This window comes from Lysinibacillus sp. G01H (assembly GCF_028872195.1).
Lineage (GTDB): Bacteria > Bacillota > Bacilli > Bacillales_A > Planococcaceae > Lysinibacillus > Lysinibacillus capsici.
On sequence record NZ_CP118397.1, the window covers coordinates 2,330,767 to 2,356,605 of the forward strand.

25 protein-coding genes and 3 pseudogenes are annotated in these 25,839 nt (G+C 33.1%); 9 read left to right on the forward strand and 19 right to left on the reverse strand.

Translation table 11 applies throughout. The features are described from left to right. Positions 1-51 precede the first annotated feature (51 nt). Both PSR12_RS11795 and PSR12_RS23885 read right to left on the reverse strand, forming a co-directional pair. Positions 52-379 (reverse strand): annotated as a pseudogene (locus PSR12_RS11795) (NUDIX hydrolase). Continuing rightward, positions 340-537, reverse strand: a complete 198-nt coding sequence (locus tag PSR12_RS23885) for a hypothetical protein (protein ID WP_446720655.1) — start codon at positions 535-537, stop codon at positions 340-342. Before PSR12_RS23885 ends, PSR12_RS11795 begins: the two are co-directional and overlap by 40 nt. A gap of 488 nt (positions 538-1,025) precedes the next feature. Between PSR12_RS23885 and PSR12_RS11805 the strand changes: the two genes are divergently transcribed. Then, a complete protein-coding gene (locus tag PSR12_RS11805; protein ID WP_263081689.1) occupies positions 1,026-1,172 on the forward strand; it encodes a YrzI family small protein in 147 nt (48 codons plus the stop codon). Between the two features lie 785 nt (positions 1,173-1,957). Here PSR12_RS11805 and PSR12_RS11810 read toward each other — a convergent pair. The 4 genes from PSR12_RS11810 to PSR12_RS11825 form a co-directional block, all read right to left on the reverse strand. Then, the gene (locus PSR12_RS11810) at positions 1,958-3,313 is read right to left on the reverse strand and encodes an FAD-binding oxidoreductase (RefSeq protein ID WP_274773389.1); all 1,356 of its coding nucleotides are present in this window, start codon (positions 3,311-3,313) and stop codon (positions 1,958-1,960) included. A 312-nt stretch (positions 3,314-3,625) separates the two neighbouring features. Beyond that, positions 3,626-4,063 carry a hypothetical protein gene (locus tag PSR12_RS11815; RefSeq protein ID WP_274773391.1) on the reverse strand — a complete coding sequence of 146 codons (438 nt, stop codon included), beginning with the start codon at positions 4,061-4,063 and terminating at the stop codon, positions 3,626-3,628. A gap of 10 nt (positions 4,064-4,073) precedes the next feature. Next, a complete protein-coding gene (locus tag PSR12_RS11820) occupies positions 4,074-4,613 on the reverse strand; it encodes a LytTR family DNA-binding domain-containing protein (RefSeq protein ID WP_221683298.1) in 540 nt (179 codons plus the stop codon). Between the two features lie 32 nt (positions 4,614-4,645). Next, positions 4,646-5,833: a serine hydrolase domain-containing protein gene (locus PSR12_RS11825; RefSeq protein WP_274773393.1), complete on the reverse strand. Its 1,188-nt coding sequence runs from the start codon at positions 5,831-5,833 to the stop codon at positions 4,646-4,648. A 474-nt stretch (positions 5,834-6,307) separates the two neighbouring features. Here PSR12_RS11825 and PSR12_RS11830 point away from each other — a divergent pair, with 474 nt between their 5' ends. After that, complete coding sequence (locus PSR12_RS11830; RefSeq protein ID WP_274773394.1) at positions 6,308-7,666, forward strand: PepSY-associated TM helix domain-containing protein; 1,359 nt, start codon at positions 6,308-6,310, stop codon at positions 7,664-7,666. 60 nt (positions 7,667-7,726) lie between these two features. Here the strand turns inward: PSR12_RS11830 and PSR12_RS11835 are convergent, their stop codons facing one another. The 7 genes from PSR12_RS11835 to PSR12_RS11865 form a co-directional block, all read right to left on the reverse strand. Continuing rightward, on the reverse strand, positions 7,727-8,272 hold the full coding sequence (locus PSR12_RS11835; protein WP_221683301.1) for a TlpA family protein disulfide reductase: 546 nt from the start codon (positions 8,270-8,272) through the stop codon (positions 7,727-7,729). Next, positions 8,269-8,955: an ABC transporter ATP-binding protein gene (locus tag PSR12_RS11840; protein ID WP_221683302.1), complete on the reverse strand. Its 687-nt coding sequence runs from the start codon at positions 8,953-8,955 to the stop codon at positions 8,269-8,271. The genes PSR12_RS11835 and PSR12_RS11840 overlap by 4 nt, the downstream gene beginning before the upstream one ends. Next, positions 8,952-9,701: an ABC transporter permease gene (locus PSR12_RS11845; protein ID WP_274773397.1), complete on the reverse strand. Its 750-nt coding sequence runs from the start codon at positions 9,699-9,701 to the stop codon at positions 8,952-8,954. Before PSR12_RS11845 ends, PSR12_RS11840 begins: the two co-directional genes overlap by 4 nt. Before the next feature lie 44 nt (positions 9,702-9,745). Next, positions 9,746-10,198: a nitrous oxide reductase accessory protein NosL gene (locus PSR12_RS11850; protein ID WP_004230382.1), complete on the reverse strand. Its 453-nt coding sequence runs from the start codon at positions 10,196-10,198 to the stop codon at positions 9,746-9,748. Then, the gene (locus PSR12_RS11855) at positions 10,195-11,460 is read right to left on the reverse strand and encodes a right-handed parallel beta-helix repeat-containing protein (RefSeq protein ID WP_205443616.1); all 1,266 of its coding nucleotides are present in this window, start codon (positions 11,458-11,460) and stop codon (positions 10,195-10,197) included. Before PSR12_RS11855 ends, PSR12_RS11850 begins: the two co-directional genes overlap by 4 nt. Then, the gene (locus tag PSR12_RS11860; protein ID WP_221683303.1) at positions 11,432-12,073 is read right to left on the reverse strand and encodes a nitrous oxide reductase accessory protein NosL; all 642 of its coding nucleotides are present in this window, start codon (positions 12,071-12,073) and stop codon (positions 11,432-11,434) included. Before PSR12_RS11860 ends, PSR12_RS11855 begins: the two co-directional genes overlap by 29 nt. 197 nt (positions 12,074-12,270) lie before the next feature. Then, positions 12,271-12,864, reverse strand: coding sequence for a class I SAM-dependent methyltransferase (locus tag PSR12_RS11865; RefSeq protein WP_274768988.1), 594 nt, complete (start codon positions 12,862-12,864; stop codon positions 12,271-12,273). A 321-nt stretch (positions 12,865-13,185) separates the two neighbouring features. On the opposite strand from PSR12_RS11865, the gene PSR12_RS11870 reads away from it, so the two are divergent. Beyond that, the gene (locus PSR12_RS11870) at positions 13,186-14,514 is read left to right on the forward strand and encodes a c-type cytochrome (RefSeq protein WP_274768990.1); all 1,329 of its coding nucleotides are present in this window, start codon (positions 13,186-13,188) and stop codon (positions 14,512-14,514) included. Continuing rightward, complete coding sequence (locus PSR12_RS11875; RefSeq protein WP_221683306.1) at positions 14,511-15,551, forward strand: cytochrome ubiquinol oxidase subunit I; 1,041 nt, start codon at positions 14,511-14,513, stop codon at positions 15,549-15,551. The genes PSR12_RS11870 and PSR12_RS11875 overlap by 4 nt, the downstream gene beginning before the upstream one ends. Positions 15,552-16,023: 472 nt before the next feature. On the opposite strand, the gene PSR12_RS11880 is transcribed toward PSR12_RS11875, so the two are convergent. Then, positions 16,024-16,314: an MraY family glycosyltransferase gene (locus PSR12_RS11880; RefSeq protein ID WP_274768991.1), complete on the reverse strand. Its 291-nt coding sequence runs from the start codon at positions 16,312-16,314 to the stop codon at positions 16,024-16,026. A 443-nt stretch (positions 16,315-16,757) separates the two neighbouring features. On the opposite strand from PSR12_RS11880, the gene PSR12_RS11885 reads away from it, so the two are divergent. Further along, positions 16,758-17,186, forward strand: coding sequence for a HEAT repeat domain-containing protein (locus PSR12_RS11885; protein WP_004230391.1), 429 nt, complete (start codon positions 16,758-16,760; stop codon positions 17,184-17,186). Positions 17,187-17,592: 406 nt separating this feature from the next. Here the strand turns inward: PSR12_RS11885 and PSR12_RS11890 are convergent, their stop codons facing one another. The 4 genes from PSR12_RS11890 to PSR12_RS11905 all read right to left on the reverse strand — a co-directional run bounded on the left by PSR12_RS11890 (position 17,593) and on the right by PSR12_RS11905 (position 21,179). Further along, complete coding sequence (locus PSR12_RS11890; protein ID WP_221683308.1) at positions 17,593-18,765, reverse strand: anti-sigma factor; 1,173 nt, start codon at positions 18,763-18,765, stop codon at positions 17,593-17,595. Continuing rightward, positions 18,755-19,297 (reverse strand): RNA polymerase sigma factor, encoded by a 543-nt coding sequence (locus PSR12_RS11895; RefSeq protein WP_202342226.1) that lies wholly within the window; start codon positions 19,295-19,297, stop codon positions 18,755-18,757. The genes PSR12_RS11890 and PSR12_RS11895 overlap by 11 nt, the downstream gene beginning before the upstream one ends. Positions 19,298-19,645: 348 nt before the next feature. Next, entirely contained in the window at positions 19,646-20,662 is a 1,017-nt protein-coding gene (locus PSR12_RS11900) for an LCP family protein (RefSeq protein ID WP_221683309.1), read from the reverse strand. Further along, positions 20,655-21,179 carry a sigma-70 family RNA polymerase sigma factor gene (locus PSR12_RS11905; RefSeq protein ID WP_221683310.1) on the reverse strand — a complete coding sequence of 175 codons (525 nt, stop codon included), beginning with the start codon at positions 21,177-21,179 and terminating at the stop codon, positions 20,655-20,657. Before PSR12_RS11905 ends, PSR12_RS11900 begins: the two co-directional genes overlap by 8 nt. A 475-nt stretch (positions 21,180-21,654) precedes the next feature. On the opposite strand from PSR12_RS11905, the pseudogene PSR12_RS11910 reads away from it, so the two are divergent. Next, positions 21,655-22,179: pseudogene (locus PSR12_RS11910) on the forward strand (LysE family translocator); the annotation flags it as partial. Between the two features lie 565 nt (positions 22,180-22,744). Then, on the forward strand, positions 22,745-23,020 hold the full coding sequence (locus PSR12_RS11915) for a YqhV family protein (protein WP_009371666.1): 276 nt from the start codon (positions 22,745-22,747) through the stop codon (positions 23,018-23,020). Positions 23,021-23,569: 549 nt separating this feature from the next. On the opposite strand, the gene PSR12_RS11920 is transcribed toward PSR12_RS11915, so the two are convergent. Further along, on the reverse strand, positions 23,570-23,890 hold the full coding sequence (locus PSR12_RS11920; RefSeq protein ID WP_221683311.1) for an ArsR/SmtB family transcription factor: 321 nt from the start codon (positions 23,888-23,890) through the stop codon (positions 23,570-23,572). Positions 23,891-24,303: 413 nt separating this feature from the next. Between PSR12_RS11920 and PSR12_RS11925 the strand changes: the two genes are divergently transcribed. Both PSR12_RS11925 and PSR12_RS11930 read left to right on the forward strand, forming a co-directional pair. Beyond that, positions 24,304-24,924 carry a class I SAM-dependent methyltransferase gene (locus PSR12_RS11925; RefSeq protein WP_274769000.1) on the forward strand — a complete coding sequence of 207 codons (621 nt, stop codon included), beginning with the start codon at positions 24,304-24,306 and terminating at the stop codon, positions 24,922-24,924. 102 nt (positions 24,925-25,026) lie between these two features. Continuing rightward, positions 25,027-25,782: pseudogene (locus PSR12_RS11930) on the forward strand (LysR substrate-binding domain-containing protein); the annotation flags it as partial. Positions 25,783-25,839 lie beyond the last annotated feature (57 nt).

Sequence of the window (25,839 nt, forward strand, 5' to 3'; positions counted from 1 at the left end):
GCAAAGCACCCGTTTTAGCTTAAATATTTTCTTACATATGTTTGGGGTTAATCAGATTTTATTGCTATCCCATTTCAAAAGTGTTAATGCCTCTTCAAAACATAACCATTCATAGTTAAGGTGCTCTTTGGATAATGATATATCTTTTGGAACTTTAACACCAAATGAAAATTCATTTAATACATAAACGACTTGTCCCCAAAGGAAATTACTTTAACTAAATCTTCTACTGCTAGTGAAGTAATGCAATATATGGATAATCTCTTGTAAAGCCAGCCTCTTCAAATACTTCTCGTTTAGCAGATTTAATAGGAGTCTGCCCCTCTTCTCCACCACCAGCTAATCCCTGCCAATATCCATAATTACTTCTCTTAAAAATTGCATATTCAAGCCGTGAATGTGAACACCGAGTGTGCCATGTGCTGCCAAAGCATCTTTTTCTTCGCCGCCATAGGCTTCTTCTACAGACTTTTTATGCATAATCCACACTAGCTTTGTTGCAAAATTCTCTACTTGTAATTCCGCAAGGGCTAACAAGGTATTAATAGCCGAATGGTCACCACCAATAATTGCAATTTTCTTTAGTATTCATATTTATGTCTGGGATACCCTACTCAATGTGATCTGCTAATACTTTTTCATTTTGTAGCCATACCCCGGGTTTGGATTTCCCTATGTACCGCAGCATTCATAACGCTTCACACTTCAATAATTAGGAAAGCTTAGTAAAAGATGTTTACAAACAACGTAAAGTTAGTTATACTTACTAAGTAATCAAAAAAATTCTTAAGGAGGTCGAATAAAATGATCGTTATCGTTAAATTGATGTCATTGGTAGCTACAACTTCAGTAAAAATGAAAATCACACATTCGACCACATCGGAATGGAGCGCTTAAGATTTTTTTGTAAATAAGCATACCCATACCGCAGGGAGAAGTGTCCCCCTGCGGTATTTTTGTGCCTTTTTCACCGTAGGGGAGTCTCTCTACGGTTTTTTTATGGCCATTTAAGGAGGTGATAATAAATGATATTAAACTTTTTTGCGCTCACGATAACTATTACAAAACGTGAGATTTCTCTTGAGAAAGCTCTTCATGATGAATATGTGAAAAAAATCTTTGAAGAGAACCGAAAAAAAATAGACGATTATCTTCGTATTCGTCAATATTAATCTTGTTAATTAAAAAACATGAAAGGTGGAAATTGAAATGTTTTATATGATCAAAAGACGTTATGCAGTTTTATGGCTGGAGAAAGACACAACCACCAGATGAAGTAATATAAAGTGATAATATAGCTAATGTTATAATCTCAGTTGAGCTAACCCGTTCTAATCTAGGACGGGTAGCTTCAGGAGGTATTTTGCACTTTTTTAAGTGATATGTTACACAAACAACTTGATGTAGTTTAAGAAAATGCGGAATTACAATGTTAAGAAAAATAATTCTAATGCTAAAAATCGTAATTCAAACAGTACCCGAATATTGAAGATCGTTATTCATTTAAAACAAACTAAAAAGTCACTTTCCTTACGGAGAGGAAAGTAACTTTTAGTCTTTTTCAATGGCCTGATTGTGGGACTACTCTATTGTTACTCAATAATTATCAATTTGATATGTATATTGGACATGTCTAGATTAAATAATAAATAATATTATTTATACGAATAACCTTTTGAGCGATCAATTATGAGGAGCATCCGATAACCAGTAAGTTGTGACCAATTTACTTATATTATGTAAACTAAAATTGTTTGGTGAGGAGTCGGGCTTGATTGCGTCTACTACCCATGCCATTGCAATAAACCCGCCTTCCTTTGCATGAGGATTTTAAAGCTTCATAATATTTTAGACAAGTACTTTTATTTAATTAATTTGAAACTAAGATTTACAGAACTTTTATAGTATAGCCGTAAATTATCTCTTATATAGTGATCATTCCTATTTCAATTTAATTTCATTTTAATCCCTGTGGAAACCTAAATACATTAAACGGATCATACTTTTGGTTAACTCGTTTCAACCTTTGTGCATTGCCTCCAAAGTATTCCTTATCATAATTTTTAAGCTCACTTATAGGAAAATTCACATAAGAACCTTTTGTCATATTTTTAATCATTTCAAAACGCTCACGAACCCACTCCTGATTATCTCTTGCATACTTATCCTCTATCCATACAGACTGGACACCCATTATATATTTAGCATCTCTATAGTAAAAAGCCGTTTCTTCTTTATCAATGTGTTTGATTTCTCCTCCTAATGCATAAAAAGAAATAGCAGCATATACAGAACCATTCGGAGGACTTTGGACACTAGTTCCAATATTTTTAAGCTCTTCTACTGTATAGTTTCTTTGTACAAACCTACCAGTGGATTTAAATTTTTCGAAAGGTGGATAGGTTGCCTCTACCTTTTTCACTGCTTCTAGAAAGGAAGATTCTTCTAAGTTCAATCGAAACCCTTTAATTTCTGCAAAAGGTTGTAAAATCTTTTTTGCTAATTTGGATGGACCGTAAAAGAAACCAGTTCCAAAAATACCTAACCCTTCATTTTCAGCGTTATAAAAGCTTGTAACTAAAGTCATTCGTTTATCCAATTTAGGCAACCAATTTTGCCAAATATTCATGACATCTATTTGCTTAGCAATTGTTGTATTTACATAATAGAATCTAATGAATGTGACAGAACGTTGTGTTGGTTTTGGTAACTGAAAAGTCATGCTAATAACCACACCAAAGTTACCTCCACCTGCACCTCGACAAGCCCAGAAAAGATCAGCGTTACAATTTTTATTTGCTTTAATAATCCTTCCCTCGTAATCTACTAATTCTAGTTCTAGTAAACTATCACACCCCAACCCATAAAGTCGACTGGAGAATCCCCATCCACCCCCGAGTGTAAAGCCAGATACTCCAACAGTAGGGCAAGTTCCACCAGGAAAAACATATCCATTGGAGCCAACAAAATCATACACCTCTGTGTTTTTTGCTCCAGCCTCCACCTCTAATATGTGTTTTTTCTTATCTAGTTTCAGCTTATTCAATCTACTAATATCAATTACAAGCACGAAATCACCATTAGAATAGCCTTCATAATGATGTCCTCCAGACCTAATGCGGATATCCACACAATGTTTACGTGCCCAATGTATGGCATTCACAACATCTTGTCTTCTTTCACAATACACAATGATCAATGGAAACTTTTGATTGGCACGATTCCATTCTTGTCTTGCTTCATTGTAGTTAGGATCTTTTACGGTTACTACTTCACCAGTTAGCCCTTTTAAGAACAATGAATCTCGCTCCATTTCAGTCACCTCTATCAACACAATAATAATTTTTCTACTAGTTTATTCTTTTGGTTGAAAATGGTTTAGGTTTTAGGCTGATATAAATGACTACTGTAGCTAAATATAATGAGTTAGTTTAGAGTTAAAAAGCATGCAAATACATCGGAAGTTTATTGAAAAAGTACAAAATTAAAGAGCATCATTCTTATTTGTAAATGAGGCTCCTTTAAAAAACGTTCCTACTTATCTTGTAGTTAAACGGTGAAAATATCTGTTACAGCAAAAAACATTTCGGTTACCAGCTCGCACCATCCATCACTATTTTTGGAGCTAATACTTAGTATCTTTAATCATTGCTTTGAATTTTCTCAATTTTTTTTGGGCACGCCGATACATCATATAATCACTTAGGTTTGCTAAACATATAATGCCAAGCACAATCAATAAGACCGAGATGAATTCTCCCTTTTTCACCATTTCGCTATTTGTGATAATAATTAAAGACATCATAATCACTGTAGTCACAATTAATGCAATCAAATTGTTTATTAAGAAGTAGGTTCGGGCATTTGCCATGCTAATTGGTAATATTGCTGTTAGCCATTCTGTAACTAAGCCAATAAAGAAACCTACACATCCGCTGGCTAATATCGCTAAAACTCTATACGAAAATTTTATGTTTGTATTATCAGAAAACTGTAGTATAACCCCGATGAAGAGACCAAGAATAATTGACTTTATGATATTTTCTAAATGAATTTTCTCCATAAGTGATCTCCTATATTTTTAGCGTACTTCTAAGCTTTTTTGAGAACATTTTCGATACTTCCAGTTCAGTGTTATTTTCCATTCTCAATACATATCTGGAGTTAAACCAGGGGATAATTTCTTTCACATGCAGCAAATTAACGAGTTGTGATTTATTAATTCGTATAAATCCTTTTATACCCCACACGTTTTCATAAAATTGTAAGGTTTCTTTTATACTGTACCGATTAAACTCAGTAAATGCCGTAATACCATTGGGACCTGCTTCTAGATAAAAAACATCTATAGGTTCTATTACTTCAAATTTATTATCTCTAAAACCTACAATAGTATTTATAAAATGCAGGTCTTCTCGAATGCCCGTAATCAATAGTTTTATCACATTCATGTAATCAATGCCATCAAATACGACACTCAACTTTCCGTCTGGTATGTCATATCCTTTTTCTACGAGTACTAAACTACTATCTGGCTTGATTTCAATTTGGTACTTGGATAGTTCTTTTTTTAATTTTTCATAAACTTTATTTGAACACAATAATTGAACCATCGTATGTCTCCTAATAACAACTTAAGACGTATTTAATCTATATTCATTCTATCGTAAATCATTCTTATTTTAACTAATTCTTCTAAGCCTTTTTCTCCATAATCAAGTGATCCAAAATTAGCTATAAAATAAGTATCCTTTTCTTTATCATATAACATATAAGTTCCTGTAACTCCTACACCGCCATAAAGATCTGTCATTGAGCTTAATTTTAACAGTAAAGATAACTCGCTAAAATCAAAATACATCATACCCATTCCATAATAAATACCCTTTGTATAGATGTTTGAAAAGTCAGTCATTTGACTATAAACATCATCAGAAAGAATGGTTCCATTTTCTAATGCCATCATGAATGTTAAGAGGTCATTCATAGTGGTAACAACACCGCCTCCTGCCCAGTCTATGGATAAAGCGTTTTTGTTGCTAAAGTCAATTTCATTCATATAAATTCCAATGATATCAGTAGGCTTATCATTATAGAACATGAAGTAACTCTCAGTCATGCCCAATGGCTGAAATATCCTATCTTCTAAGATTGCTGAGTAAGGTTTTTCCTCGATAGCTTGTAGAATAAATCCAAGTAAGATATATCCCGTATCTGAATAATAAAATTGTTGTCCTGGCTTCCCCACTGGAATCTGGTTTTCTCTAGTAAATGCAATCAATTCTTCTGGTGTAAATAAAAGATCTGGATTGGATGAAATGATTTCCAGCATAGGCTTCCCGCTTTTTACTGGACCTTCAAAATAATCGCCAATTCCTGATGTATGACTAAGTAAATGTTTCAATGTTACCTGATCACTATAATCCGTGCCATCTACGACAAATAATCCCTTAAGAATATCATCATCTAGCCAAGAACTGATTTTATCGTTTAAGTTGATTTTACCCTCGTCAGATAATATGCCAAACACTGTAGCACACATGGTTTTTCCAATACTGGCTGAATGATAACGACTATCGATTTGAACAGGTAGTTCCGAATATTGATTTTTAGTTCCTACTGCAAACTGTTCGAAATAACCTGTCTTGTTGGAGTAAATTGTTAATAATGCACTAGACAATGTTTCATCTTTTTCAACTATTTTTGTTAAACGTGTGTTAATTTCTTCAGAAACTGCCGCTTTTGATATTGGCCTATTTATGATGACAAATACGCAAAATACAATTCCGACAACAATGATTATGCCAAACAATGATCTATTTACATTTATCATATTGCCCATCCCTCGCTTCATTTACTTTTCATACTTTCAATTTAATCGATGGTTTATGATTTAGAAATGTATTTAGTCTAAGTTGGCAAAATTAAAGGGTAAGAAGGTTTTTTTCGTCTATCAATGTGTAGAAAACTCCGCTTATAACCTTTACATAAGCATCTATCCTCTCTTAAAACAAAATTACCAAATTGAGTTAGAACACGCCTATTTACTTTAGATGAAACGTTTTTTTCAATTTATGTCTATTTTTACTGGTCTACAATATTCAGGACAATCTCACTTTTACAAAATCTAAAAAGGAATTAGCGACTATATAATATTAATATTTAGTTTATCTAAAAGAACTTTTTCCCTCGAAATAATATATTTCTTTTATTTAAACATAAATTCTCCTCAAAAATATCATCTACATTTCACATTTCAAATGTATAGTATTCATGTAAGTGAAATTATCTATTTTTAGGAGGCTTTATGAAGAACTTATACAATCGATTTTGGCGATGGCATTTTTTTGCTGGATTATTTATTACTCCCCTCTTGCTTACTTTAACAATCAGTGGAATAGGCTACTTATTCTACACAGATGTAGAGAACAAGCTCTATTCTGATGCTTTCTTTGGTGATAGTAAAGAAACAACAAATATTACAATTGATGAAGGAATTGAACAGGCAAAAGCAAAATTTAGTGACTATAAAGTTAGTAAAGTAATAGTTTTAGACGAACCTTATAATACCCGCTTAACACTGACCAACAGTGAAGGCGAACAAAAGTATGTCTTTTTAGATGATAATTATCAGGTAGTCGATAGTCAGGATGCAAATTACACATTTTCGAATATTATGCGAAATCTCCATAGCTCTCTATTTATAGGTGGGACATTCGTAAACTACTTAGTGGAGCTAGCTGCATGCTGGGCTATCTTCTTATTACTCTCAGGTTTATACATGACCTTTAGAAAGAAAGTATGGAAGAAAGTGCAAACAGAAACATCTCGTATTCGGTCACGTAGATGGCACAGTATCCTCGGTGTGATTATTACCATACCTATGATTGCAATTATTTTCACAGGATTGCCATGGTCAGCATTTATGGGGAATTTTATTTATACAGCAGCACAACAAAATCCGTCCATTGGGATTCCAGAATTGCAACAAAATCCACCAACATCTGATATTAATGAAATTCCATGGGCTACTCGCAAAAATGAAACGCCAACTTCTACTACCCAAGACCATTCAGGTCATGCAGGTCATGGAGGAGCTCATGGTGTTGTTGATTATTCAAATGAATATGCGATGTCAGTCGGCGATTTGATGAAGCATGTGGACAGTGAAAATATTTCTAAACCATACTCTATTATTTTACCTAGTTCGGAAGAAGGCGTTTTTACTGTTGCTAAGGGGTCAAACACAGGTATAACAGGACTGGATGTAAATCCAAATGAAGAAATAACTAATTATTTTGACCAATACACTGGCTCACTTATCTCATCAGTCGGATACGATGAATATGGTATTTTAGGAAAATGGTTTACATGGGGTATCCCACTTCATGAAGGGCATCTATTTGGTTGGCCAAATAAAATAATCAATCTATTGATTTGTCTTGCGTTTTTATATTTAATTTATCTTGGCTTTAAAACATGGTTATTACGTAGACAAAAAGGGATGATTTCTGCACCACCTATGCCAAAAGAAATATCTATTCCATTTTGTATTTTCATGATTTTGCTAGGCATTATTATGCCACTCTTCGGTATTTCTCTTATTTTAGTTGTTATAATTGAACTGTTTATTTTGATTACAAAAAAGAAAAAAACAGCTATTTGAAGAAGTAATTACTATTAAGAAACAGGTGCTAAAACACAATTAGCACCTGTTTTTATCGTATTATAGTTCACTAATAATATTGTCTATATATTGCTCATCAATAGGTCCATAAACTTCATGAACAATCTCTCCATTGGCGCTTAGAAATATTGTAGTTGGTATTGTAAAACCACCGAATCGCTTTCGGATATCCCCAGTTTCATCCAATAAAATAGGTAAATCCCATCCCTTTTTAGTAGCATATTTAGTTACCGTTTCTATACTTGCTTCAGTATCAGTTGCATTGACTGTGACAATCTGTACATCTTTTTTTGTGTCATAATAATTTTGCAATCGTGGCATTTCCTCATTACAAGGTCCACACCAGGTAGCCCAAAATACAAGGACAACCGGTTTACCTAGATAATTGTATAATGTTTTTCGTTCGCCTCTGAGATTTGGCAATTCAAAATTTCGCACTGCTCTATCTGAAAGTTTTATATCTGTTGATTTAACTGTGCTATCTATAATCTCTTTAGAAGTTTCTGCTTTATCTGAAGGTAAATAGTTAATAAAGACAATACCAATTAAAATTAAAATAACACATGCTGAAAGCCAATTTTTCATGACAAATCCTCCCCTAAATACAATTTCAACCATAGGGATTCTAAAGATTCTTCAGCATATTGTCTTTTTAAACTTGAAATATTACCAGAAGCAAGAATTTTACCTTTATGAATGAAAATTACTTCATCTGCAATTTCCTCTACTGTTGATAGTAAGTGAGTAGAGTACAAGATCAATTGACCTTTATCTCTTTCCTCCTTTAAAATTGATTTCACTCTGTTGATCCAATATGGATCTAGACCATTGGTAGGTTCATCTAAAATATACACATCACATTCGCCTAACAGGCTTTGGGCAAAGTTTAAACGTTGTCTCATTCCTTTTGAAAGCTCACTAACAAAACTATTTTTATGCTCGAATAGATCAACTAACTGTAAAATATCATCTTGACTCCTACTAGTAATACCCTTTAACTTACCTAAAAGCTCAATAATTTCTTTCACTTTTAATGTAGTTGGAAAGTTTAGATCATCAGGCATATATCGAACTCGGCCTTGAGGAATGCCTGTTATAGTCCCTTTATCTAATGGTAATTGTCCCATAATCAGTTTCATTAGCGTACTTTTTCCAGCACCGTTCTCTCCCACTAATGCTACAATTTTCCCACTTGTAAGTTGATAGGTAACTGGACCAATTTGTTGTCCTTTACGATATGTAATCACAACCTCTTGTAGCTCTATCATCTATAGCTCTCCTTACGTTTCAACTTTAAAAAAGCAAGACAAAGTGGAATAAACCACCATACTATTGTGATACCTATTATCAAAACAATTCCTAGACTAGTTTCATAAAACTGTGTTAAATAATAAAACGACTTCCCTAAGATGCCTGTTTGTTCTATTTGAATTAAATAGACATATCGGAGCCACTCAATAATATTAATATGGACATGTGTATAGATTATTTTTTCATAGACGTGTTTTGGAATAATGGTTCCAATTGCCATTACTACATAATTACTTAGTAATGTAAAAACTGCCCATAGCCCTAGACTAAAACCTAATGCTTGTAACCGATGTACGGAGAAAGTGCCGATCATTACACTAATAGCACTAAAAACAACAATAATAACGGCCGTTAATACAATAAACTGACTATCTATATGAACGCCACCAAAGAAAGCTCCTACAATTAAAATAACTGCTTCTGTAGTTGCTAAAGCGAATAAAAAAATGGATACTAATGCGACATATTTTGCCCATAAATAATGTGCGATACTAACGGGATATGATCGAATTAATTGATACCATCCTGATTCTATATCAGCAGCTATACTCATTGCCCCTATTGTCAAAATAAATAAAGGAAACAAAAAAAGTAATAAATTTAAGAGAGAGGCTTGAAAGCGATCGAAGCCACCTGCATCCGTGTTTAATTGTTGCAACATCAAAATAGCAACAAATAATACAATAAAAATACCAAGCAACATGTAAATCCACTTACTCCGGAAAAGCTGCTTTATTTCCGATTTAATCAATGTTCATGCACACCCCAATTAAATGACGTTACTAATTCTTCGTATCCAAGTGGCTTACCAGCACCATTTTCTTGCTCATAAATTGCTGCGTCCCCAATTGACGCAAAGGCAAGTACACCATAATTCATGGGTGTCCAATAATCCTCGTTATATAAATAAGCAGCCGTCTTCACATCTATCCATTCTTGCTTATCATTTGATTTGATATAAGCTGCGGCTACTTCTTGCTCTGGACTTTTTAAATATTCAATTAAACAACCTAAATCATCAAATACTAGATAATCATTATTTTTGAAAATTACTTGCCCTGCATAATCAGGATGCGTGATACCCATGTTACACACAATACAAATATCCGTCTCAGGATCAATATCCCGAGGTTCTATTGTCTTCTCCGAACAACCCATCAAAAAAAGTCCTATTACTACTAATAAAATGATCTTTTTCATTTCAATTTCCTCCAACTAAAAACTAGTACAATCAGTAAAGCAACGCCAATGCTAAAATGTTTTCCTGAAAAGGATAATTGCCAAGGCTGACCCTCACGAACAATGGGTTGCGCATCCATTAGAGCATTTGGTTCTGATATTTTGTTATCCATCTTTTCTAATAATCCTGTGGCTGTACTCCCAATAAAATATTGATAATATTCGTTTTTTAATACCCATTTGCCGAAAGTAGACGTTGCAATGTAAACACTATCGCCATAGCCATCCTCATCGAAGTCTTCCCCTTCGTAATCATCATAAACATTCGCTCTAAGTGTTATGCCTTGGGAACCACTTGAAGCAACGAGCACATTTCCATAAAGTTGATTGTTTGTAACAAGGACATCTTTTGGCTGAATATTTTTAAATACTAATAAATTACTAGCAAATATATTACTGGACATATCTACCGTATCTGCCTGCTGTAATTGAACTGCTATAGAATTTTCACGAATGATATTATGGACCACATTTACTTTTGAAGTTTGATAAAGTGTAATGCCAGAACTATTTAAAGCATTTTGATGTTTAATTGTGTTCTCTTCTATATCTACATTATTTGCCATCATGGACATTACCCCTGTTATATGATCGGAGTAGTTATTATGAAGCAATTTCATATCGCTACCATACATGATATGAGTCCCGTAACGTCCATACGTAATCGTGTTTTTTTCGATTGTAACTTGTCTGCTATTCTCTAAGTAAATCCCATCTTGTGTTTGTGTAATAGTACTATTTTTAATATGAATACCTTTAGAGTTATAAAGAGAAATACCATGGCTTTTTTCTGAATAATGACCAGATTTACCAATAACGTCTACTTCAGCAATTTCACTATTTTCTACACCATCGAAGTAAATAGGAAACCTTTTTGTTTGAAAAGAATTTTGGGTGATTTTTATGTTTTTAACTTTTTTTGCAACAATGCCTTGCTCTCCAAGAAATTGAATGCCACTAATCTCTACATCATCAGCTTTAATTTCTATTTTCCCAGTGAATTTAACACCTTTGTTTCCGTTTATTTTAATAGGTTCTTTTATTAATAAATTTTCTGAATATAGTCCTGGTTCTAGCTCTAAAATCTCACCCGATGAGAGACTATCAATCTGCTGTTGTACGCTCTGAGCATATGCAGGTGTTGAAAATCCAACTATGCAGAAAAAAAGGGCAAGTAAACTGCCCTTTTTCATATTAGTGACTATGTGTTTCTTCAGTTCCATGCTGGTCCTCACTATGTTGTTCATGGTCCCCTTTTTCTTGCATCATTTTTTCACGACGTTCTTTTGCTGCTTGTTTAATTACGTCTAATTCTTCAACTTTTGCGGTTGGATTTTCTGAAATATAAGCTTTTGCATCTTCTTCAAAGGCAAAGAATATATACCCCCAGTTCATAGGGGATTTCATATCAGTTTTAACAGCTGTAGCTTCCTCAACATCTATCCAATTTAATGTTATATAATCTCTCACAAATTTTTCATTCGTTTGATTTTGAACCAACTCCGCATTTAATAAACAGCCAATGTCGTCATAAAATGCAATCGATCCATCAGGTTTAACAGATTGCGCAGAAAAAACGCCTAGGTCATGGTCCTTTGTATATACTTTCATATTACACATTTCACAAACAGTATCCTCTGCTGGCTCTTGTAGACGATCATCTATTTCCCACTCAGCAGTGGATGCTAAATATGTAACTTCATTCTTCGGTTGCTCTGAAACAACCTCTTCATGTTTGGGCTCCTGTTTAGCGTCTTTGTTCGTTTCTGTTGTACTATCCTCATTACATGCATAAAGAGCTAGCATAAATGGAACAACTAGAAAAATTTTCTTCATACCTTTACCTCCAAAGTAATTATTTTACTAGACATATACACTTTACTAAAAAGTTGTGAAAAAAATTAGAAATTAAAGTGACAATTATATTCTTTTTGAATAGTTAAAATGGATTACGTGAAGATTCGCTCCTACCACCACCTTATTATTTCTTTGAGATCTTAAAAAAATGTATTTTGAATTGTAAAATAAATGTCTTATTTTTCTACAATAACTTGTATGACACGGCGAGTATTTGTTTGGAAAGAAACTTCATATTGTTCTACTTCCCCTGTGAAGTAATGTTTTAGCTTATAACGCCTAGCCCACCTTAATATATCTTCAGCATTATATAAATAAGCCATTTCGTTTGGTCCTCCTGTATTGTATAAAAGCTGCGCATATTCATAGACCTCAAACATAAAAACACCATTTAATTTAATAGAGTTCATTATTTTTTCCAATATCACTAATTGGAATTTGTGCTGAAAATGACCAAATACCATAATTGCGCCATCATAAGTTTCTTGAGGTAGCTCATACTCTATTAAATCTGCTCTTATTGTAATGATTGATACACCATTCATTCTTGCTAATAACTGCACCTTTGCTAGACCAGATGAAGTTGAATCATAAACTGTTATCTGGTGTCCAAGCTTCGCTAAAAAAACCGCGTTCGCTCCCTCTTTCTCTTCATAGGCAGCAATTTTGGCTTGTTTAGGAAAATATTGAACTGCTGAGGTAATAAATCGATTAGCCTCAGTTCCATATATATATAATGGTGGACTAGCTTGCTTACTCCATATACTCATATCCTTCCTCCTATTTGTAAAAAAGCTTCATTTTTTAACTATATTGTTCCTATTAACATGACCATTATAAAAAACAATTGAGAAATTCAAATGAACTTTAAGCAACAAAAAATAGAATTTCATTAGTATAACCTATGGGACTGCTATAAAAAAAGGGCTAATAAAGAGAACCCAGTATAAAGAAATTCTTGTTACTTAAACTATTTTGACAAAACAATGAAATATAGTTCCTTTCAATTTCACATATTACTCATTCGATTTTCAAAACTATTTTGTATGATTGCATTGCATTTGATTAAAAAATGAAAGGAAGAGGGTAATATGAATTTTCCATCCGTGGATTATACATGGTTTGGTAATGGCACTGTGATTGCTCTTATTGCAATTATTCATGTGATAATTAGCCATGGCGTCGCGATAGGTACTTCTGTTTTAGTTGTATCGACTGAATATCGAGCGATGAAAAAGAAGAATGAGAAATTAGATCAAGTAGCAAAAACAATGTTGAAGTGGGTTTTAATCATTACTACAACTATAGGAGCGATGACCGGAGTAGGAATTTGGTTTTCAACCACAGTTATACAACCAGATTCAATTTCTTCTTTATTGCGTATTTTTTTCTGGGCATGGGTGGTTGAATGGGGAGCGTTTATCTCAGAAGTAATTATACTTATTATTTACTATTATACTTGGGATAAATGGAAAGAAGGCGAACGTAAACGTAAACATATCATGCTGGGCGTAGCACTAAGTGTTGCTTCATGGGTAACAATGGTGATCATTACGGGTGTCTTAGCTGCAAAATTAACACCAGGGCGTTGGATTGAAACTTTTTCATTTTGGAATGCATTTCTCAATCCAACCTACTTCCCTTCACTTGGATTCCGCATGTTTTTAGCAATCATGTTGGCAATATCTTTAGTATCATTTTTTATCCGTTGGCGTATTAAAGATAAGGCTTTACGTACAGAAGTTTTTCGTGTATTTGCATTCTGGGGTGCTATCTCTTTACCTATGACTTTTATCACAGGGTTATGGTATTTATGGGCCATTCCAACTGAAACTTATAATATGATTGTCTGGTCTACAGGGATGTCCGAGGTCATCTTCAAAAGTTTAAATATCTTAGGATTTAGTATACTTATTATTTTCTTAGTATGGCTTGTAAAAAGTCCAAAAACAGTCCCGTGGATTCTATCAATAGCAGTGATGTTCTCATCCATCGGTTTTATTGGGGAATTTGAAGTAGTAAGGGAAACTGTAAGAAAACCCTATATTATCTATAACTATATGTATGCGAATGGGATGTTAGCAAAAAATGAAGAAAAACTAAAAAAAGAAGGTTTTCTGGCTAATGCTACATGGGCAAAAGAAAAAGAAGTAAATGACAACAATATGGTGGAAGCGGGTAGAGATGTATTCGTTGGTCAATGTATTACCTGTCATACAATAGATGGATGGAGAGATACAAGAGCCTTGTCTAGTAGAATGGAAGGTTGGGATAAGGAAGCCATTATGTCCTTTGTTCCGAATATGCATTATGCACAAGTAGCAATGCCTCCATTTATGGGAACTGAAAAAGAAATAGAAGCTTTAGCTACTTATATTTTAACAGTACTTGAAGAAGAAAAAGAGGTGTCTACAAAATGAAGTATTTAAGTTTTGCTTTAATTTCTTCAGATAACCCTTTACCAATACCTGCACCTATTGGGTTACTAGAAATTCTTATCGTTGCGACATTTATTTTTCATATCATTTTCGTGAATTTTACAATCTCATTGACTGCAGGAGCAGTTGGATTAGAAATTACGAGTATGATCAAAAAAAATAGTTTATTTGATAAAATGGCGCAAATTTGTTCATTTCATGCTTCAATACATAAGAGTATTGCAGTCGTTCTAGGAGTTGGCCCATTACTAATTGTGAGTGTCTTGTATACACAATATTTTTATTCTTCAACTATTTTAATAGGAAAGGCTTGGATGAGTTTATTAATCCTATTGATTACTGCATTTCTTCTGTTATACATTTACAAGTTCACTTGGGATAAATATCAAACCAAAAAATTACTTCATATTAGTATTGGTTTATTGGCAATGTTGATTTTATTCTTTGTACCCCTTATTTTTATTGTCAATGTAACTTCTATGTTATATCCTGATCGTTGGGGAGAAGCAAATGGTTTTTTTGAAAGCTTATTTTATTATCCTCAAATTTGGCAACGTTACCTTCATTTCATGCTAGCAAGTTTAGCAACAGGTGGATTTTATATGTTTGTCTATTTTACTTTTCAGAAGCGAAAGCAGAAGAGATTAGAGGAACATGAGCAATCATTAAAACTTCTTGGTGCAAAAGTAGGCTTTTGGATTACAATTGTACAGTTGGTAGCTGGTTTCTTATTATTATTTTCATTTGATACGGATATTCGTATGCTTTATTTAGGCGAGGATTTATTGTTAACATCTTTACTCATCATTTCTATTGTATTGACTGTCATTCTTTGTATGCTACTATATGCAGCAGGTTATAAAGATTCTACAAGTGCTTTTCTAGGATCTATAATTGTATTCACTTTTGTTATAGGAATTATGGGATGGATGCGACATGAATTAAGGGAAGCCTATTTATCTCCATATCTTGACGAACATCCACGAACAGAAGAAGGAATTGAATCTACCTCTGAATAAAATTAATTGTATTAATCATGTTTCTATATAACGTAATCCTCAATCCCGTTTTTCTATTGGATAAACGGGATTGCTTTGTTATTAAAACAATATATCACCATTTGATTGAAATTGTTTAGCTTAAACTATGAGATAAAACTTCTGCTCATAGATAAAATAAAATATAAATTGTAATGCACTCTAAGTAGATTCACTATATAAATCACTCTGATCAAATTGTCTTTTCATCATATTTTTCCCCTATTATAGGTATTACTTTAATTGTTGCTCTACTGTTTTATTAAAAACTAAACAGCCACACCTGTTTAGATGTGACTAGTAATACCATACTCAAGTATTAAGGTTACTTACGTACTTAAACTTCACTTTTATTTTACAATTTCTAATTGCTTCGCATTATAAGTTAAAATATCCTGAACTGAATTTAAAGTTCCGTCTGGATAACTTCTTAATTCAACCAGTTTTGCTTTATCTAAGAAACGAATGGCAACAGCAATATAGAAGAATTTTGCACTTTTTCTACATTCATTACATTTGTAAAACTTACAAGAAGTAATAAAGTAAATGGAACCGTCAAATACCCTATTTCAAAGTTATTACCTAGACTAATTTGATTAACCTCGAGGTTTCCGACCATTATGATTACAAGTGACGCACTGATTTGACCAAGCACCACCCAAATGCTTGATAATTTAAAAGCTCGAGTAAGCTTATCCGTAATTACAATTGAAATGACACCAATAAATAAAGCTAAATATAACAAATACTCCCCTCCCAAAGTAATTCTTTAGAAATACTCAAACTTAAATATTCCAACTCCAAATTATACAGTATATGTAAAAAATAAATAAATACTAACTAAACTGCCCCTTTGGCTTAAGCACATTGTTTTACAAACTCACATCAAGATTAACATAAAATCCCATTTTTAATTTAGAAGTGTTATTCAATTAAATGGCATTTCATGAAGAAGGACGCTTTCCTTATATCAGAAAAGCGCCCGATTGGAGTTAGTTTAAGAAGAATGGCAAATCTAATAAAGAATAGTACATAATTTTGATACGTTTCACCTCAATGTAGTTAGTTGCCATATTCTATATATATCCTTCCCTTCGATTCTTCGCTATTTTCACCAAAACAACGTATAATAAGAGAAACAGAAGAAGAATTCATTTTTCCTCTAGTTAAAAAAAGAGGTGCAATTACTTGAAACAATTTGAAACAGCATTACCAGAGCAGTATGAAACATTAAAAAAACAGGCCAATTATACGTCTAGCTGGCGAGAGCGTTTAGACGCAGTCGAAAAGTTATCAGCTTATCAACATGACAAAATCATAGATTTATTAAAAAATCGTATGCAGCATGATACTGTCAACAAGGTGCAATTAGCAGCCTATGAAGCACTTGCGGCGTTTGGCGAGGACGTAGAGAAGCCATCACCTGCACGTTTTGATATTATTAAAGGAACAGAAAAAATTTTCCTGCGTGTTAAAAAGAGCTTGCCGAAGGACCATACAGTGGCAGACTTTGCGGATAAACTAAAACGTATGCGTTTAGATGTCTTTGACGCGTATGAAGGCGACAAAGGTGAACAATTTATGAACTGGTTAGAGGAACGTTGGACAAAACTATAATCAGCAGTTTTGCGATTTATGAAGGAAAGTCATTCTCTCCGCTTATGGAGGGAATGACTTTTTCATATCTTACGCTGCGGTTCATCGAAACCAATATTAAATTGTCTTACTTCTTTTCTTTGATCATCTATCTTTATTGTTTAATGATAAAACAAACACCTAATAAAACTAACCTGCTCCTTTAGTTTAAGTGGAAATTTTCACAATTTCTTTGCTCCATAACAATTTTGATTAAATATGTTACTCAAGTAAATGGCTCTATAATGAGATCGAGCGCTAATCCTGATTACAAAATCGCGCCAGATTGAAGTTCGTTTTTTAACTTACAATTAAAAAAGTCTTATATCATATTTTATACAGATTTTTTCTTCTCATTAAAAGGCTCTCACTGTAAAGTTTTTTACCACTAATTTAATTTCAACCGTATCGGATCAATCTCTTCTGTTATTTTCACAGTAGAAGGCACTATTTTGAAAGTGTGCGGTATATTTTGTAAATCGTTAAATTGTGCTCTATAAATGGTACGATTATTAGTACGTTTTTCATCAAATTTACTAGAATTTCTATCAGCAACAACTAAGCGATTATCGATTACAATATTCCATCCCATCGGCCTTATCTTTGGTTCACCTTCCGTAGAAATTTGAATGTGCAATGAATTATTTTCAATTTCCATTGAATCTACTGTATATTCTGCGTTTTCAAATTGAAATGGTTGCGGCTGTTGCGGATTTACTTGCGTCTCATTTAAATTGTGCACAATTTTTTCCATAGCAAACACTTCTAATACAGTTGACTTAGTATAGCTTGGGACAGAAACCGAATAAATCATTTCACCTAATACATTAGTTCCCCTCCCACTAGAAGAACTATTGATTAACGGTTTTTCTTTTAATCTATGCCCTGCAATCAATTCACCCGCATCATTTTTAAGGGCAAAATGGACATTTGTCCGAACTTCACCGAAAAAGAAATCTTCCATTTTATCAATTGGTGGATTTAGAAATTCATCATATTCATAACGAGTTAGCATTTGACTGTATAAATTTTCATAATAACGCTGATTTTCATCATTGAATTTTACACGAAATTCAATATCCATGTTTTCTCCATCATTAACCACTTGCTCGATTGAAACATCCAAAAACGGTGCATCTAAGCTAGGGTTTTGGTTTTGTTCACTTGTTTTAAGTACCTCCTGGTCACCACTGTTAGGTTCGATTAATTCCGCTGGTTCATCAATTGGCTGTGCAACTTCACTGGGCATTCGATTCCAATAATAAAGTCCGAAACTTAAGACCAGAACTGCAGCACTAATTACACTAATTTTCAAACTATGCCACACTTTCTTACGCTTAGTATTTGTTTGAATAAGCTGCATAATTAGATCCGCTTGACTACTATGTTTAATAATTGGAGTATTAAGCTGTGCAAATAAAGTTTGCTGCTCATTTCTTAATTGCTGGTATTCATTTTGACAACTTTTACAGGTTTGCAAATGGGCTTCAAGTTTCTCCAACTCATTAGCTTCTAAAAAGCCTTCCACATAATCTTCTATCAGTAACGAATCACATTTCATAAAAATAACCTCCCTTTGTAGTTCCGATTGATCTTAATTTTCTTTTACTACGGTGCAGTTTGTTACGTACTTCGTTCATAGAAATTTGAAGCACTTCACTAATTTCATCGTAGCGAAGCCCGTTCACAAATTTTAGCAACAACACGAAATACTCGGTTTCATCTAGCTGCTGTAGGAGTTGTTCTAATTGCTCATTTTTCTCACGTAATAATAGAATTTTTTCTGGATAACGACCGTCTGCTATATCCATATCTATTGATCTTGCTTGCTGCTTATATTTTCTTAAATAATCAAAACACTTATTGACAACAATCCGATAAAGCCATGCATTAAACGACCCTTTTTTTTCATACTTATGTAGGTTATAGTACACCTTAATAAAAATATCCTGAACGATATCTTCTGCAACTGTACGATTACGAACAATTCGTATAACAGTGGTAAATACTTTCTGTTCATAATGTTTGATAATATATGCAAAGCAATGATCTTCTCCGTTCTTTACTCGTGCAATCACTTCATCTATCTCCATCTGATTCACCTCCTTACTACTATAACGATCAATTCTTTATTTCCTCTCAGAATAAGTTTAATTTTTTCTATTGACGGAGTGCTGCAAGGGAAATGCGGATTGACAACACTAAGAAATATACATCGAACGGCAAGCCATAAACGTCTAAATATTAGTGTATCTAGTGTTTTCGCTTCTTGCATAATAAGCTGTATAAATAAAATTTATAGAAAAAGCCACGAAAATGAACTGCACCCCCATTATTAAATTGTGTCTAACAATGGGAGTGCAGTTCACGCTCATGGCTTTTTCAAGTGTTTCCAAACTTTGATTTGGGAACGTTATTTTGTATGTGTTTGTATATTATACTTAGTTAAAGGTCGTTAAATTATCTGATATAGTATTTAAAAAATCTTTTTCAAATTTATAATAAAATTTACCCTCAGTCTCACTTAATGTTATTGAATCCGTTTGCATTCCGTTGCTTAAAGAAACCAATTTTATTGACTGAATTTCTAGCTGATTTTCTAACAATGAATCAAGTGATGTATTCGTTTCCATTTGAGTAAACATTTTTTTTAATTGTACTGGTGACATTTCAACTTCCATTTTATTAATTATAGCTTGCAATAGATTTACGAGATTTTCTTCATTTAGATTTACACCTTCTGTGGCTGCCATTAACAATGCGATAACTTCTTCACCGCTAAAACTCTGTAATCCTTTTTCAAATTCAAATGCTACTTGTGTGATTGCTCTCACTCGAATATCTTCTGACAAATCGTATTCTAATCCATTTACAGAATCAATGAGCGTTGAAATAGTTTCCACATCAATTACTGAATAATAATCAATTGGTAAAGCTACTAATTTTGAAACAGTCGTTTTTACATTATCAGCGCCCCCAAATTTATATGCAAACAATAATTTATCGTACAAAGGTGTCCCATCATTATTAGTCGATACTGGTGCATATGTCTCAGCAGGGAATGATACAACTTTCATCATCTTTTTATCTTTATTATAAGTAAGTAATAGATTTAGATAAATTCTATTGTCCATCTCTTTTGATTTCACCGTAATTAATGTAGTTGAAACCTTCTCTTCTTCAACCACTTGGTTACTTGTAGTACGTATATTAGATTCTTTAGTCAGATTTCCAGGGAATAATGATGGCAAAAATAAAAATAAACATAGACCTATTATTAATATAGAAATTGTTACTGGTGCAAATTTTTGTAGGAAAATAGGTGACTTTTTTTGCATATGAGAATCCCTGTCTATTTTCTTGATTTGTTCAAATACTTTTTGACGATCTTCTTTCGTAAATTGTAGTTCTTGATTTAACTTATTAGAAAAGTTAGTTTTTGAACGTTTCTCATTCATTAACTTCTGCCTCCTTTATCATCGACTCTAATCGTTGTTTTGCTCTTCTTAATCGAGTTTTCACTGTATTTACCGAAACATCTAAAACATTGGCAATTTCATCAGTCGTCAATGAATCGTAGTAGTATAGATAAACCACTTCCCGATATACTTTTGGTAGAGAAAAAATCGTATCTTTAATTTCTTCATTATTGTATTTATCAAGTACTGTTTTTTCTGTTGAAGGTAATATTGACTTCGCCGTTTCATTAATAAAACTTTTTACGTGTACCATTTTGTAATTCCAACTTTTCAAATAGTCCTTACATTCGTTAATGGTAATACGATAAAGCCATGTTTTAATTTGTGCGTCAAAGCGAAATGAATCAAGGTTTTTGTAACATTTGATAAACGTATTTTGAACCATGTCCTTCGCAATCTCTGCATCTTTCACATATGAAAACGCTAATCGTACCAACTCATTACCATAATCAATCATCAATTTTTCTAGTATGAAATCATTTTCTTCACTACCCAATCTACTTCCCTCCTTCTCAACCTGCTCCCAAATTCTTCTATTAGACGATTATCAATTCAAGAAAGGTTCAATTTTTAAAAATAACTCCAAAATATCCGTTACCGACTTGTAACAATTGCGATTGTAAGTGCTGAGAACAGGTGGGTGTTGGATTTGTTAATTATTTGATCAACCTTTCCATAAATTCTATTGATTGCTCCTTTTATAATTCATTGATGTCTGAATTATAGACGCGATTTTTTGAAGGTGAATGACTCTTGTCTAACCATCTATTCTTCTCTCTTACTATTTCATAAGAATAGACTAGCATTATAATCATGTTGGATTAAATTAATGATATCAACCTTGATATGAGAGCAAATCTAAAGAGCATGTTTTGAAAAGATTGTTCAAAACATGCTCTTATTTATTGTGGCAGATTAAATTCTCTTTCAATTACTTTAATATCGATAAGGGCACCCCAAAAACAGATGGAGGTGCTGATACCATGTATATTGTTGATAGAAGTATTTCACAAGGTAAAAGAGCTGGTGTTTATTCTGTATTCGGTATTATTACTGGCTCCTTGGTTCATACGTTATTTGTTTCTTTTGGCTTAAGATTATTGATGTAATTTATCTCGTTTATCTAGGAATTAAAATGGTATTTGATAAATCAAACATAGGTTTTGAAACGTCATCTAGTAAATTAAACTTAAGAAAAATTTATATACAAGGTCTTTTAACCAGTTTTAACGAATCCAAAAGTCTCGTTATTTATTATTGCTTTTCTTCCGCAGTTTATAGATGTAAAAGCATCAGATCCTGCTCCTTTTTTAATATTAGGGCTTACATTTACAGCAACTGAACTCCTATAGTGTTTATTTGTTGCTTATTTCTCCTCGTACGTTACTAAAAAACTAAGAGGAAACCAAAAATTAGGTATGCTTCTGAATAAAATAACGGGAATGATATTTATTTGTATGGGGTTAAAGCTACTTCAAACAAAAGCTCCACATTAAACTTGTAAAATAAAACAATGCCCCCCTACCTAATGAGCTCCTTTCAAATTTGAAGGGACTGTTTCTTAATTAATATCAGTTCGTTTACTGCAGACTTTATTTCTGACATTCTTTCAATATAGTGATGATAAGTTTCCTTCCACTCCTTATTGAAGTAAAGCTCCTTTAGTTGAAGAAGGGATATCTTTTTTCACCTAGGGCTACTGGAATCCTCAACTTACTAATAGTTTTTTGAGTGCTTGTTTTGCTCCATATTTTAATCTAGCTCCAAGGCTACTAGCAAATCCCCTCAATTAATTAAGATATTTGTAAAACCTGCATCTTTTTTAAGTACCATTGAAAGAACTATTTTTCCCATACTATTTCCTATTAAAAACAGAAAATGGATTTATAAAACTGATTTTAATTCTTTGAACTTTTAACTAGAAAATCACTACATATAAAGCATTATCTAATAAGAATATTAGATACGAATCAGACATATATTGATTTTAGTATTTCATTAAAACAAACATCTATTATTCCATTCATGATGGAATTATATTAAATTTTCTATAAAGATAGGATGATGACAATTATTGAAAAGTCGGTTCTTGCTATGGTTATTTTACGTGTATTGTCTGGGAGTATTGAAGTAAGTGCTGGATTGTTGATGCTAAAGTTAAATAATCTAGAAAAAGCATTTTATATTAATACAATGCTTGCTTTGGTTGGGCCAACCGTTTTAATCGTAACGACAGCAATTGCCTTATTTGGACTAGCAGATAAAATACCTGTGACGAGAATCATTTGCTTATTTACAGGTATAACACTTATTATTATTAGCTCACATATTAAGTAAACATAAAATATTACTAAAATAATAATTATAAAGTATGAAAATGCCAGAATATGAAATTAGTAAGTAGATTGATATCTTCCCATCCACCATTTTGGACATAAGTCTTCTTCTGTCTCGAACATTTATTTTATAGCCTGATTCCATTCATAATCTTTGTTAAACTCTTTATGAATCACATAACATGTTTATCCGTCCATTTGAAAAATTTTTTATAATTCTTCCTATTCATGTTCATTAAATCACTGTAGCGTGTGACGACGCTGCTTTTTTTTATGTATAATTAGCCTTTGCTTGCACAAATTAATATTGAGTGTATCGCACGCACTTATACGGTTGTGGCGTTGGTTGACCGTCACGACCTCCCTCAAAAAGGGTTACATTACCTCAGTAACCCTTTTTTAATTTCTATTCAAATTAACATTACACTACATCAGGTAGTTTTCTACTTTGGATTAACCTTGATCAAACCTTTACGACCACTAACCCGATTTGTAAGTGTACTTCCCATCTTACTCAGTACTACAAACCTTGCCTATATTTAACTTCCCTTTAATCTACATGGTTTACACAGCACGCGACATCAGCATGAACATCTACTAAAACCGTATCAATCATTTCAAGAAGTTCACGAATACGCTCATTTCTCAAACTATAGTAGCAATATTTTCCTTCATTACGACCAACAATAATGCCACAACCTTTTAAACAGGCTAAGTGTTGAGAGATATTAGACTGATTCCCCTTTAATTCCTCGACGATTTGAGATACTGTCTTCTCTTTCTCTTTGATACACCCTAAAATTTGTAGTCTTACCTTATTTGAAAATCCATGAATTAGTTTGATTTTTAAATCAATATTTTTTTCTGTCACAAAATCTCCTCCAATTCATATTAGACTTAGCTAATATGTTTTGATATGATCATATTCGATATCACTAATATGTGTGTCAAACATACTAGCACTACCTAATATGTCTGTCAAAAATTTTTAAAAATATGGGTCTCTCTTCAGCTAATAAACGTAGGCATCCTCAAGTTAGATTTTTTACTTTCTGAAAAGGAATATCAGTTTAAATTTGGGACAGGTTTCGCAACTGGCTGGACACTTGTACAGGGCAAATCTTAGCTGGAGTAATGGCTCTAGGGCTAACAAACCCCGATAAAGGATAGTATACATACTTATTTATTATAATTATTGGTGGATGGATGTAGGTCACTCCTATTTTCGGAGGGTGCACAGGATTTTAGAAGCTCATACCCTCTGTAGAAAGGTTGGATGTTGCATTGAATAATACGTGGAACAAAATTATCTATAAAATTGGCTCTTCCTTTTACGATAAACTTTTTAACACAGGTGCTTTTTTAAAGACTAGAAAGAGGATTTTTCAAGAAGTACCTTTTCAGCGTAAGCAAAAAATCCTCTATGTAGGTATTGGTACTGGTGCTGATTTAGAATTAATCAACTATGTTGATTATGATATAACAGCTATTGATTATTCTCCTGATATGCTAGCGAAAGCTAAACATAAATTCGAGCACTCTTCTATCAATTTTTTAGAAATGGATGCTCAAAAAATGTCTTTTGCAGATGAATCATTTGACTATATTGTAGCTAGTTTAATTCTTTCTGTGGTTCCTAATGAAAATAAATGCTTTGAAGAGATGATACGAGTTTTAAAGAAGGATGGTAGAATTCTTATCTTTGATAAATTTGCTCCTAAAAATCAAAAACTAACGCTATCAAAAAAATTGGTAAGGCCATTTATAAGTATGTTAGGAACAGATATTGGTCGAAGTTTTGAGGAGTTGTTTAACCAAAATGATCATAGGCTCAAAATTATAAGAGATGAATCTGTTATGTTAAAGGGTATGTATCGATATATTGAAGTTCTTAAGCTCTCTTAGCTAAATCGTATAATCGCAATCAATGTTTCGGAGAAAACTCATCAAGGAGCACAAGCATCTTATCAAACTAGAAAGAATAATGGAGAGTTTAAAAAAACAACAATCAGTCCAGAATGGGGAATATCCCTTTTTGAAAGAGGTCGTGCCGGAATCAGTTTAACATCTGATGGCTTAAAGTTACTGCCCCAATTACAACGTATATGCAATGAACATGAAATGTTAATGATGTAGATCGATGACTTACATGATATCCAATCTGGAATCATTCGAATTGGTACATTTTCTAGTGTAGCAACCCATTGGCTACCTTATATGATCAAATACTTTAAGCAGGATTATCCAGGGATTGATTTCGAGTTACTATTAGGAGATTACACCGAAATCGAAAGCTGGATTATCGAAGGTAGGGTCGACTTTGGATTTTTACGACTGCCAACAAAAGCTGAAATGGAAACAATCTTTGTAGAGCAAGACCGTTTGTTGGTCATCATTCATCAGGATCACCCTCTTGCTGATTGCGATAAATTTCCTATAAGTGAACTATTGACCAGTCCATTCATGCTTTTAGAAAAAGGCGCAAAAGCTGAAATCTCCGAAATTTTTGACAAGCACAATATCTCGCCGCACATTTCTTTTACAACATGGGACGACTATGCCATTATGTCAATAGTGGAAAACGGGTTAGGAATCAGTATATTACCTGAACTGATTTTAGAACGCATTCCTTACCAAATTATTGCGAAAGAGCTTGAAGTACCTGCATTTCGAACTATTGGGATTGCGATGAGAGAGCAAAAATCGCTGTCACTTGCAGCAAAGAGATTTATAGAATATTTATCCTATAGAAAGAGAAAATAAGAAGTTTAGATATTATTTGCACTACTATAAAAAGCATATTCGAAAAAATCTCGAATA